This is a genomic window from Pseudomonas sp. PDM25 (assembly GCF_019219045.1).
Taxonomy (GTDB): Bacteria; Pseudomonadota; Gammaproteobacteria; order Pseudomonadales; family Pseudomonadaceae; genus Aquipseudomonas.
On the sequence record NZ_JAHUWL010000009.1, the window covers coordinates 175,921 to 188,103 of the forward strand.

General features: G+C 55.7%; 7 protein-coding genes. 4 read left to right on the top strand and 3 right to left on the bottom strand.

Annotated elements, in window-relative coordinates; genetic code table 11:
• Positions 1–30: 30 nt before the first annotated feature.
• On the top strand, positions 31–633 hold the full coding sequence (locus KW848_RS18840) for a DsbA family protein (RefSeq protein ID WP_177327861.1): 603 nt from the start codon (positions 31–33) through the stop codon (positions 631–633).
• Positions 626–2,443 (top strand): ABC transporter ATP-binding protein, encoded by a 1,818-nt coding sequence (locus KW848_RS18845; RefSeq protein ID WP_218537703.1) that lies wholly within the window; start codon positions 626–628, stop codon positions 2,441–2,443. The genes KW848_RS18840 and KW848_RS18845 overlap by 8 nt, the downstream gene beginning before the upstream one ends.
• Positions 2,444–2,453: 10 nt before the next feature.
• On the opposite strand, the gene KW848_RS32250 is transcribed toward KW848_RS18845, so the two are convergent.
• The gene (locus KW848_RS32250; RefSeq protein WP_218537704.1) at positions 2,454–7,169 is read right to left on the bottom strand and encodes a deaminase domain-containing protein; all 4,716 of its coding nucleotides are present in this window, start codon (positions 7,167–7,169) and stop codon (positions 2,454–2,456) included.
• Between the two features lie 222 nt (positions 7,170–7,391).
• Between KW848_RS32250 and KW848_RS18855 the strand changes: the two genes are divergently transcribed.
• Both KW848_RS18855 and KW848_RS18860 read left to right on the top strand, forming a co-directional pair.
• Complete coding sequence (locus KW848_RS18855) at positions 7,392–9,851, top strand: EAL domain-containing protein (protein ID WP_218537705.1); 2,460 nt, start codon at positions 7,392–7,394, stop codon at positions 9,849–9,851.
• A 78-nt stretch (positions 9,852–9,929) separates the two neighbouring features.
• Positions 9,930–10,691: an iron-containing redox enzyme family protein gene (locus tag KW848_RS18860; RefSeq protein WP_256365201.1), complete on the top strand. Its 762-nt coding sequence runs from the start codon at positions 9,930–9,932 to the stop codon at positions 10,689–10,691.
• 83 nt (positions 10,692–10,774) lie between these two features.
• On the opposite strand, the gene sugE is transcribed toward KW848_RS18860, so the two are convergent.
• Both sugE and KW848_RS18870 read right to left on the bottom strand, forming a co-directional pair.
• The gene (gene sugE / locus KW848_RS18865) at positions 10,775–11,089 is read right to left on the bottom strand and encodes a quaternary ammonium compound efflux SMR transporter SugE (RefSeq protein ID WP_008151200.1); all 315 of its coding nucleotides are present in this window, start codon (positions 11,087–11,089) and stop codon (positions 10,775–10,777) included.
• A 119-nt stretch (positions 11,090–11,208) separates the two neighbouring features.
• Positions 11,209–12,174 (bottom strand): bile acid:sodium symporter family protein, encoded by a 966-nt coding sequence (locus tag KW848_RS18870; protein WP_111452388.1) that lies wholly within the window; start codon positions 12,172–12,174, stop codon positions 11,209–11,211.
• Positions 12,175–12,183: the final 9 nt, after the last annotated feature.

Genomic DNA, 12,183 nt, shown 5'->3' on the forward strand with positions numbered 1-12,183 from the left:
GCGCAACGCCTGCTCTATGTGATGGACCCGATGTGTTCCTGGTGCTGGGGCTTCGCGCCGGTGGCCAACGCGCTGGTCGAGCAGGCGCAAGCAGCGGGGGTGGACGTGCACCTGGTGGTGGGCGGTTTGCGAACCGGCAGCGGTTCCGCGCTGGAGCCGACCACCCGGCGCTACATCCTTGAGCATTGGCAAGCGGTCACCGAGGCCACGGGTCAACCATTCAAGCTGGAAGGCGCGTTGCCCGACGGGTTTGTCTACGACACCGAACCTGCCTGTCGGGCATTGGTGACCGCGCGCAGCCTGGCGCCGGATTGTGCGTGGAAACTGCTTGGGCTGATTCAGCACGCGTTTTACGCCGAAGGGCGCGACGTCACTCACGCCAGTGTTCTGGTGGAGCTGGCGGAGCAGGCCGGTCTGCCGCGCATCGAGTTCGCCGCCGCGTTCGATCGTGCCGATCAGCACGCCGCGACGGCGGCCGATTTCACCTGGGTCCAGGACCTGGGCATTGCCGGTTTCCCTACCTTGCTGGCTGAGCGTAATGGTCAATTGGCGCTGTTGACCAATGGCTATCAGCCGCTCAGCGTACTGTCTCCGTTGCTCGGCCGCTGGCTGGAGCGCGCTGCCTGTGCATGACCAGCCTGACGACGCCGCAAACGCTACACGTGTCGACCGTCTGAGCTGGGCGGAAATCCGTCGCCTGGCCTTGCATCACAAGAAGTCCCTGTGGATCGCCAACGGCGTGGCCGTGCTGGCCACGCTGTGTAGCGTGCCGATCCCCCTGCTCTTACCGTTGCTGGTGGACGAAGTGCTGCTGGGCCACGGTGACGCCGCGCTGAAAGTCATGAACCACGCGTTGCCCGACGACTGGCAGAAAGCCGCGGGCTACATCGGCCTGATGCTGCTGGTGACCTTGTTGCTACGTTGTGGCGCCTTGTTCTTCAACGTGGTTCAGGCAAAGTTGTTTGCGGCACTGGCCAAGGACATCGTGTATCGCATTCGCACACGGCTGATCGAACGGCTCAAGCGCATTTCCCTGGGCGAATACGAAAGCCTGGGCAGCGGCACGGTGACCACGCATCTGGTCACCGACCTGGACACGGTGGACAAATTCGTCGGCGAAACCCTCAGCCGTTTCCTGGTCGCGATGCTGACCCTGGTCGGCACCGCGAGCATTCTCATCTGGATGCACTGGAAGCTGGCGCTGCTGATCATGCTGTTCAACCCGCTGGTGATCTACGCCACGGTACTCCTGGGCAAACGGGTCAAACACCTGAAGAAACTCGAGAACGACAGCACCTCGCGCTTTACCCAGGCGCTGACCGAAACCCTCGACTCCATTCAGGAAGTGCGTGCCGGCAACCGTCAGGGGTTTTTCCTTGGACGTCTAGGGCAGCGCGCCCGGGAAGTGCGCGATTACGCGGTGAACTCGCAGTGGAAAACCGATGCCTCGAACCGTGCCAGCGGCTTGCTGTTCCAGTTCGGCATCGATATTTTCCGTGCGGCGGCGATGCTCACCGTGCTGTTTTCCGACCTGTCCATCGGCCAGATGCTCGCGGTGTTCAGCTACCTGTGGTTCATGATCGGTCCGGTGGAACAGCTGCTGAATCTGCAATACGCCTATTATGCGGCCGGCGGCGCGCTGTCGCGGATCAACGAGTTGCTGGCGCGGGCCGATGAGCCTGAATACCCGGGCGGTGTCGACCCGTTCAACGGTCGCGAAACCGTGGGTATCGAAGTCCAGGGATTGAGTTTCGGTTACGGCGACGAGCTGGTGTTGAACCAGATGAACCTGTCGATTGCCCCCGGCGAAAAAGTCGCGATTGTCGGCGCTAGCGGTGGCGGAAAAAGTACCTTGGTGCAGTTGCTGCTGGGCCTGTACACGCCGCTTGCCGGGACGATCCGCTTCGGCGGTTCGACCCAGCAAGAGATCGGCCTGGAAACCGTGCGGGAGAACGTCGCCGTGGTTCTGCAACATCCGGCGCTGTTCAACGACACCGTGCGCGCCAACCTGACCATGGGCCGTGAACGCAGTGACGAGGCCTGCTGGCAGGCTTTGGAGATTGCTCAGTTGCACCACACGGTTCGTGAATTGCCCGACGGCCTGGACAGCATTGTCGGACGTTCCGGGGTGCGTTTGTCCGGCGGGCAACGCCAACGCCTGGCCATTGCGCGGATGGTGCTGGCGGAACCCAAGGTAGTGATCCTCGACGAGGCCACCTCGGCACTGGATGCCGCCACCGAATACAACCTGCACCAGGCGCTGGCGCGGTTCCTGAGCAATCGCACCACCCTGATCATTGCGCACCGGTTGTCCGCGGTGAAGCAGGCCGACCGGGTGCTGGTGTTCGACGGCGGGCAAATTGCCGAAGATGGCGACCATCAGCAATTGATTGCCGATGGTGGTTTGTACGCCAAGCTTTATGGGCATTTGCAGCAGTTATAAGGGGCGCGGATCAGTCCCAGATCACCTTTAACGCGTCCTCACCGCCCGAGTGAGCAAACTGTTGCATCACCACCGAGCAGGAGTCGCAGGGTGCCATGGTGGTGACGACTGTAACGGGCCCGCGGGTGGCGTCATCCGGGTACTTGTCGCGAATAACCTTGATCAACTTGCTTTCGCTGTCCAGCGATGTGGGTCTTTTGGTCAGCTCCGGGGTGTATGTCGACATGTCGGGAATGGTGCGAGGAATAGATTCGAGCTTGCCTTGTGCCGACACACTCAGCGAAGTCCTCTCAAAGTTTTTCTTGAAGTCGACATTGATGTAGGTAGTAGTACCTACCGTAACTTCCCGAGTGTTATGTGTTTTGAACAACGGCAAAAAGTTAGTGTCATGACCAGCACCCGATACGCTGACATAGACTTCGGTGTGGCCGTCGGCGCGGGTGATTTGGGCGTAACCGATATTTCTGGGGTTTTTCATGGTTTTGAAGTTGCTTTTATTGACAATGCTCTGAAGCGCTTTCATCGTTTTGGCAATGTATAGATCGTTCAATTCACCGGCTTTGAATAGCTGCTTTTGAAAGAGATCATTGAAAATTGCCGCAGTTTGTTGGCGCAAGGATTCCGGTGCCGCTTTAGTACGTGTCCAGGTTTTTGTCGTGATGGGGAACTCGCAGACAATCATCCGGGTTCTATGATCGAACATTACGGCTTCGCCGGGCGTGGTTGCGACCTTTACCAGCCTCAGGTTTGCAGGTGGGTTTGCCAAGCCACCGAGAGGGATCGCAATCTCATTCATAGCGTTGACAGCCTGCTTCACTTTATCCAACCCGTAGATTCGAGCGGTATTGTTGGCCTGTATTGAGCCAATGAAGACCGTATGGAGTTCCTTGTAGAGCGGATCTGTTTGAAGGCTGGCGTCGGGTATGCGTTGCAACCGATGTGCGCCAGCGAGGCTCTGTCCTTTTGTTATCTCGGCAAAGTAGTAGTCGGTCGCGTTGAGTTGGGTGAACAGATACTCCGTTTTAGCATCGGTTTTTGACTGGATGATCAATGTGCCGACCTGACGGAGATCGTCATCAAGGTCGTCGTACACACCCGAGACCTTGATTCGACCGTACATCCCCTCTTGAAACTCGATGGTTCCCTCGAGTCGAACCTTGGGCTGGAGTTTTGAAAGGCCCAGGGGCTTCCTGGCACCCTCATATCGGGTCCACACGCCCCTCGACTCGATATAAAGTTGGCCGTCCAGCGCCAGAACAGGTTGGTTACGACCCGCTTTTGCCGGTGCGGGCGTGTAGATTTTGTCACCAAACCACGGACTATAGCCTTCAACCGTTGTGTGGCTACCCGGTATGGGCGTGGGCGCGAGTTCACCGTGGACATAGCTATTGAGACAAACAGTGTCTCCCGGGGCGCGACGAATCCGACAGGTCTTACGCTTAAGGGTTTCACTGGCATCAATGGTATCGACACGCCGCAGGGTTCCTTTGTCGAGTCGATAAGGCACGTGATCGATCAGTAAAGTGCTGCGACCATCCACTTCGGGAACATTCTGTACTCGTGCACTTTCTGGCAATTCGAAGACAACCCTGTTGTCGATTTCAGCCACTGTGGAGTACTCGGATCGACCGATCGAGACTTCTGCTGTTCTGGTGTTTAGTCGGGGACCGTAAGGCTTGCCCGATAGCGGTTCTATCAGGTGATAGCTCGGGGTGCTAACCGTTCCCGTGTTACGTATGGGAATGTCTTCAATTCCTCGAACTGTGGCCAGTTGGTCGCTTGCGGCCAAGGGCTTCCAGGTGCTGGGGGTTGTCGATTGAGCCATGGCGCCTATGAGGTTGTATTGCCCGGCTCGACCGGTCAGTGACTTCACCTGGAGCGCGCCTTTGCGGGCAAGTCGCAAGGAAAGCCTGGAGCCGGATTTGAGTAGTGAGGGGAGGCCGTCCAAAGGGTGCAGGTTTTGCAGTGTTGCAATGAGCAGTTTTTTTGTCAGGTTGCCAAAGCGCGGTAGAGCAACACGGATGCCAAGTTTTCCTGCCGTCATTGCCAGTTTCATTGTGCCCGACACGAACTTGCCAATAGGAATCAGGAAGGTGGTCAAATCCAGAACTAAACCAAACACACCTTGAAAGATCCGAAGTCCATTGCCTGAGACGATATCTTCGATATTGCTCCAAAATGGCACGTACATTTTTATGATGCTGATTACTTTCTTGGTCTTGGCCTCCATGCGATCAAATTCGGTTTCTCCACGGGTGTACGCAAGAAGCTGTGCTTCATCGAAAAACATAAGATTATCGGCGATCAACCCAGTTATATTTTGTGAACGCCTGGACGATAACGTCTGAGGGACAATTTTGGCAGCATCCTCGGGTGGAGTTTCCTCGAGTATACTTCCCAGCCTTTGGATAAGGGCCTTGCAGCTTGCACCAGGGATGGGAGTTGTGCCGGTTTCATATGCATTCCAGTCCAAGGGTAGCGTCCTGACGGGGACGGATATTGTTTGAGTAAGAACGGGCCCGATTGTATTCAGTGTTTGTTCTGGTGTTCCGCCAATAAGTACTTTGTCGAACGAGGTAAATGGATGAATCACCCCGGCTGAAGGTAGGCATTCGTAATAAGAGTTTTTGTTTTGATAGGTGACTCTCAATATAAAGCCTTTGCGGGCGTTGACTGAGTTAGTGAACTCTCCGTTTTTGATAATTATCGAGTCACCCGAAGTGGCCTTTCTCAAGCAGTACAGTGTTACGGTGCCATACTCTATTGCCTGACGATCCGCCAGTGGCAACGATGCCAGTTGGCTGCTGATCAGTTTTTTATAGGCGGATTTTGATAATTCGATATAGCGGTTGAATTCCTCCTGAAAAAGAGCATTGGCGTCAGGAAGAACTTTGTTGGCGGGCATATAAATGACGGACGCGTGTGAAAACATCACGTTTTTGTGAATCTGTATTTTTCGGTCCTTATCCAGGTGGATCCATAGCGAACTTCTGTTTTTGCCGTCAGGGGTCGTCCTAAACCACTTTTGGCTTTGATCAAATTTTCCGGATGCGTACACATCCAGAAATGAGAACGTCTCATGCGTGACAATGGGGGTGTCATGAATACTGTCCGCTCGTACCGCTTCAGCTATCAGCCTGTGGCCATCCGATGTAAATGCGTTAGGACCAAAGAGCTTGACCATCTCACGCTTGGCAATCGCCAGTCTTTCAGGAGGAGGCTTATCAAGATCAGTGGTAGCGTTTTTTAACGCTGTTGTGCGGTCATCGAGTGTAGATACGGCAAATTCGATTTCACGGGTTGAATAGTCGAAATCGCTCCTTTCCTCAAGGAATCCGTTGGTGATCGCCCATTCCAGAGCGGGGCGCAGTCGTTCAAGGGTGATCAATTCCAGATAGTCGGCAGAGGCACCCGCTGCTTGATTGATAGGGAAGTCCACCAACTCCTGGAACTTGAGACGTTGCAGTAAGGCAGGATCAATGGCATGGGCGAGGTTGACACCATGTACGAAATTTACCCACACCACGGAGCTTCTATAAGGCAGGTCTTTCGGGATGTCGCTGATGCGGAATTCGGTTGGGAACTCGTGAAGGAACAACCTTGCCATGACAGTGGCTTCTTTTTTTGAGATGGCGCGTTTTGATGTGAATAAATGGTCTTTAAATTCCCTCCATATCTCTTTGTAACTTTTCCCCCAGTTTAAGTTGGATTTCAGGTCATAACCGGCAATCCTGTCGGGGTATTCAATAGTTTGCGATTTGAACCAGATTTGCAGCGCTTGGGCTACCACTTTGGTGCGTACATGAGGCGAGGTCTCTTCGCCCATTTTTCCACCGTACCAATCCATCATTGTCAGCAAGGCGGTTCCCAGTTTTTCGGCTTCCGGACTTTGCAGGATCTTTTGAAGAAAAACGGTTGGCTGGACATCTACCTTTTCAGGCATGGCTGACCCAAGAATGTCGTTGGCCAAATGGGTCAGCGGGGATGTAACCCCATCAGGTAGAAACGATTGGATGACTCTTTTAATCTCGCCTTTAATGAACTGCCCTTGCAATTCATCACGGGATTCGGTTGTCAGGACACCTTGAAAAGAAACCTGTCGATCTTCTTTCTTAAGAGTTGGTTTGAGGTCCAGTATGTTGAAATCGTCCTCGAGCCCCAATTGAAAACTTGCGATCTTTTCTTCAAGGGTGTCGATGGCGGCCTGATGTTTAGCGGTGTTGGCCGGATCCCAAGGGTGTAACCCGTAAAACGTGGCAATCCTGGGTGCCGAGATCAGGCGGTCATAGCGAATTTGTCCACCCAGCAAGGTGGCAGCCTTTTCGATCCGGGTTCGAAGTGCTTGCCAGTTTTCGTTTCCTGTCAGGGTCAATTCGATCTTGTTTGCACCTTCGCGACCAGAAGTCTCATAAACAAAGGCCCCTTCTTTCAAGGTGACGATCAGATAGTGTGGGGAGATATTGTTTTTTTTGCACAGTGCACGGTAGTCGGGATCCACAAGCAACTGCTGTAACGCTTCCTGGCCAGTTTCGCTTTCATGATGCAAGGGTGAAAAGGATTGTGGCCTGAGTAGCGTTTGGGCAAAGCTGGACAGTGAACCCACCTCCCCACGTAAAACTGATCGCAACAGTTCATAGTCCTGGAGTTGACCCTGATGGACCTGAGCGGTGGTCGGGGATGAAGTGCCTGGGGCGCTTGAAACGCCATTTGAAGGGGTTGTATGCACGATGCGGCTTCTCTTGTCTTGTTTCGGTTGGTTCCCTGCGGTGCAGCAGGGGGATCGGTACCGATTACAACGACCTGGAAGAGAGTCCATGCGGTATATATATCGCGAGGGGACCGCAGTGTGTTTTTTGTTGATCACTTGCCGGGGCTTGGAACGCACCCTAGTCTAGCTGTAGCGATTTCGTCCGGAAGACGATCAAGCAGTGCTAATGCAAGGGATCTCATGAAACAAACGCGGACTCTCGGAACGCCACGGTTGTTGGGCATCGTCTGGCCATTTATCGCCGTCGTGCTGTTTCAGGCGATGCTCGGCGGCGTGAGCCTGTACGTTCTGTCGGCGGTTCGCGGCTACGTTGCCGGTGAAAGCCTCTGGTCCAAAGGCCAAAAAGACGCCATCTACTACCTCAATCTCTACGCCGATAGCCGCGACGAGACGATATTCAACAAATACCTGAACGCGATTGCGGTGCCTCAGGGTGGCCACGAATTGCGTGTGGCGCTGGATCATCAGCCGCCGAATATCGAAGCCGCGCGCGTGGCGATCCTCAAGGGCGGTAACCACCCGGATGACATCAATAGTGTGATCTGGCTGTACCTGAATTTCCGGCACTTCACTTACCACGAGAAAGCCATCGACCTCTGGAGGGTGGGCGATGCGTATCTGGTGCAACTCGATGCCATTGCGCGGGAGATGCATCAGCGCATCACCGCCGGTCAGGCCACCGATACCGATATCAAGCGCTGGAAGGATCAGATATTCGTCATCAACGAAAGTGTGACACCGGCGGCGAAGGCTTTCAGCGATGCCTTGGGCGAAGGCTCGCGGATGATCCTGCGGGTGTTGCTGGTGACCAACCTCGCCACGGCCCTGGGTTTGATCCTCCTGGCCTTGATGCGCACGCACAAACTGCTCAAGCAGCGCCATGCCTTCGCCGACGCTCTGCAGTTGGAGAAAGACCGGGCACAAATCACTTTGCAATCGATCGGCGATGGTGTGATCACCACGAATGTCGAAGGCGAGATCGCCTACATGAACCCGGCCGCCGAGGCGTTGACTCACTGGAAGGCCGAGCAGGCGACGGGTTTGCCGCTGGCGGCGCTGTTCAATCTGCTGGACGAGAACGCTCAGGCCGATGGGTTTACGTTGATCGAACACATTTTGAGCGGACAGCTGAGTGGTGGCAGCGAACACTCCAAACTGATCCAGCGCCTGGATGGCAGCACGGTTTCGGTGACCCTGGTCGGTGCGCCGATCCGCAACGCCGGCAAGGTCAGCGGCACGGTGCTGGTGCTGCACGATATGACACAGGAGCGGCAATACATTGCCAATCTGTCCTGGCAAGCGACCCATGACGCCTTGACCGGGCTCGCCAACCGCCGCGAGTTCGAATATCGCCTGGAACAGGCGCTGCACAACCTGACACGGCAGTCGGGGCGCCATGCGCTGATGTTCCTCGATCTGGATCAGTTCAAGCTGGTCAACGATACCTGCGGCCATGCGGCGGGTGACGAGTTGCTGCGGCATATCTGCGCTCTGCTGCAATCGGGTTTGCGCGAAGGCGATACCTTGGCCCGCCTGGGTGGCGACGAGTTTGGCATCCTGCTGGAGAACTGCGCCCCGGAAGCCGCCGAGAAAATCGCCGAGGGCCTGCGTCAGACCGTGCAGAACCTGCACTTCGTCTGGAAAGGCCGACCCTTCGTGACCACTGTGAGCATCGGGCTGGTTCACGTCACTCAGAATCCGACCACGCTCGAAGCCTCGCTGCGCGCTGCCGACATGGCCTGCTACATGGCCAAGGAAAAGGGCCGCAATCGGGTTCAGGTCTATCACGCGGATGATTCGGAACTGTCCCTGCGCTTCGGCGAGATGGCTTGGGTGCAGCGCTTGCACTTGGCGCTGGAAGAAGACCGCTTCTGTCTGTACGCCCAGGAAATCGCGCCCCTTGGTCATATCGAGAAGGGCGGTGGGCATATCGAAATTCTGTTGCGCCTGCATGACGAAGCCGGACGCATGATTTTGCCCGACAGTTTCATTCCAGCTGCTGAGCGTTATGGTCTGATGACGTCCCTTGATCGCTGGGTTGTACAGAACGTTTTCAAAATTATTGCCCACTGCATAGCCGAACAGCACAAAGGACCATTGGCCATGTGTGCGATTAATCTGTCAGGCACAACTATCGGAGATGAGGCGTTTCTGCACTTCCTGCGTGAACAGTTTGTTACTTACTCCATACCGCCTGAAATGATTTGTTTTGAAATCACCGAAACCAGTGCAATTTCCAATCTCGGAAGTGCAATCAAATTTATTAATGAACTCAAAGGTTTAGGCTGCCACTTTTCGCTGGATGACTTTTGCGCCGGAATGTCCTCATTCGCCTACTTGAAACATTTACCTGTAGACTTCTTGAAGATCGACGGGAGTTTCGTAAAGGATATGCTGGACGACCCGATTAACCGCGCCATGGTCGAAGTGATCAATCACATCGGTCATGTTATGGGTAAACGTACGATTGCCGAGTTTGTTGAAACACCCCAGATCGAGCAGGCATTGCTGGAGATCGGGGTGGATTACGCTCAAGGGTATGTGATTGAACGCCCGCATTTGTTTACCAGCGACAGTTTACAAAGTCGTCCAGCCAGGCCTCAGCCTTTGTTATTCAAGGCGCCTGGCACGTTCCGTTGAAATCTCTTGCTGATCCTTATAATCACAATCAAAAGGAGCTCGACAGTGATCGACACATTCAACCGAACCGGACCGCTCATGGAAGCTGCAAGTTATCCCGGCTGGGCTCAACGCCTGATCCATGATTGCAGCGAGAGCAAGCGCCGGGTTGTCGAACACGAACTGTATCAGCGTCTGCGTGATAACAAACTCAGTGCAAAGACTATGCGTCAGTACCTGATTGGTGGCTGGCCGGTGGTCGAACAGTTCGCGTTATATATGGCACAGAACCTGACCAAGACTCGCTTTGCCCGCCATCCAGGTGAAGACATGGCACGTCGCTGGTTGATGCGTAACATTCGAGTCGAATTGAACCATGCCGATTACTGGGTGCACTGGAGTCGTGCTCACGGCGTCAGCCTGGAAGATCTGCAAGCGCAAAAGGTTGTCCCTGAACTTCACGCCTTGAGCCACTGGTGCTGGCACACCAGTTCGTCGGATTCGCTGATCGTTGCCATTGCCGCCACCAACTACGCCATTGAAGGTGCGACCGGGGAGTGGTCGGCGCTGGTCTGTTCCAGTGGTGTCTACGCGGCCTCATTCCCGGAGGAAGATCGCAAGCGAGCCATGAAATGGTTGAAAATGCATGCCCAGTACGACGATGCCCATCCGTGGGAAGCCCTGGAAATCATCTGCACGCTGGCGGGTATGAACCCAAGCAAATCCCTGCAAATGGAATTGCGTCAGGCCGTCTGCAAGAGCTACGACTACATGTTCCTGTTCCTGGAGCGTTGCATGCAGCTTGAGCATGCGCAAAAGGCTCCTGTGGCGCGTGAACGCATGGAGCTGGCCGAGAGCTGATCGGTTAATACACGCCATAAAAAAAGCCCGCTCCCCCTGTCAGTATCAATAGGGGGGCGGGCTTTTTAGTAACGGCAGTAAAGTCAGGCGCTGATTTTCAGCCCAACCAGCCCGGAAATGATCAACGCCACACTGGCGAGTCTGAACAGCGCCATGGATTCACCGAACAGAATGATCCCGGCAATGACCGTCCCGACCGCACCGACACCGGTCCAGATCGCGTAGGCCGTGCCCAGCGGCAACTCCTTCATGGCGAGGCCCAGCAAGCCAAGGCTGATAGCCATGGCGGCAACGGTCAATGCGGTGGGGAGAGGGCGGCTGAAGCCATCGGTGTATTTCAGGCCGACGGCCCAGCCAACTTCGAACAGGCCGGCGAAAAACAGAATGATCCAGGACATGAGAGACCTCCATCGATTGACGGGGTCGTCCCCAGATTAATGACTCGATCGAGCCGCGAGGTCGTCCTCACGTTTTGCAATAGAGTGCCCATCATTAACCCGGGGATCAAGTTTTCGGATCAGTCGATAGCCTGCTGCGCCGCAGTTTCCCGATCTTCTTTTTCGCTCATCCGGCGGAAATACGTCGAAAGCAGCGCTCCGGAGATGTTGTGCCAGACGCTGAACAACGCACTCGGCACCGCCGCCAGCGGTGAGAAGTGCGCACTGGCCAAGGCAGCCCCCAACCCGGAGTTCTGCATGCCGACTTCCAGTGCCAGGGATTTACGCTGGGCCAGTGGCAACTTGAACAGCCTTGCGGTGAAGTAACCCAGCAGGTAGCCAAAGCTGTTGTGCAGCATCACCACGGCCATGATCAGCAGGCCGGATTCGGCAATCTTCGCCTGGCTGGCAGCCACCACGGCAGTGACGATGATTACGATGCTCACCACCGACACCAGCGGCAACACCTCTACCGCGTGACGAACCCGATCACCGAGTACGCGTTGGGCAACCACGCCGAGCACGATTGGCAGCAGCACCACTTGCAGGATCGACCAGAACAGCTCCATGAACGACACCGGCAACCAGGCTGAGGCCAGCAGCCAGATCAGCGCCGGGGTCAGCAGCGGGGCGAGGAGGGTGGTGACAGCGGCGATGGCCACCGACAACGCCAGATCGCCGCGGGCCAGCCAGGTCATTACGTTCGACGAGGTGCCGCTAGGGCAGCAGCCGACCAGGATGACGCCGACAGCGATCTCCGGCGGCAAGTGGAACGCCTGGCAAAGTAACCACGCCACACCGGGCATGATCACGAAATGCGCAACCACGCCCAGGGCCACGCGCCATGGATGGCGAGCGACTTCGGCGAAGTCTTCGAGTTTGAGGGTCAGGCCCATGCCGAACATCACCAGGCCCAACAGCGGTACGATCGCGCCCTTCAGGCCGATGAACCAGGACGGTTGCAGGAACGCCACGACGGCGAAAATCAGTACCCAGTAAGCGAAGGTGTTGCCGACAAAACGACTCAATGCAGCCAGTGCGCGCATGGCCTGATC

What these genes read in the sequence shown, in the direction of transcription:
- KW848_RS18860 (WP_256365201.1), top strand. Translation starts at nt 9,930, where the DNA reads ATGGAAGCTGCAAGTTATCCCGGCTGGGCTCAACGCCTGATCCATGAT.
- sugE (WP_008151200.1), bottom strand. Translation starts at nt 11,089, where the DNA reads ATGTCCTGGATCATTCTGTTTTTCGCCGGCCTGTTCGAAGTTGGCTGG.
- KW848_RS18870 (WP_111452388.1), bottom strand. Translation starts at nt 12,174, where the DNA reads ATGCGCGCACTGGCTGCATTGAGTCGTTTTGTCGGCAACACCTTCGCT.
- KW848_RS18855 (WP_218537705.1), top strand. Translation starts at nt 7,392, where the DNA reads ATGAAACAAACGCGGACTCTCGGAACGCCACGGTTGTTGGGCATCGTC.
- KW848_RS18840 (WP_177327861.1), top strand. Translation starts at nt 31, where the DNA reads ATGTGTTCCTGGTGCTGGGGCTTCGCGCCGGTGGCCAACGCGCTGGTC.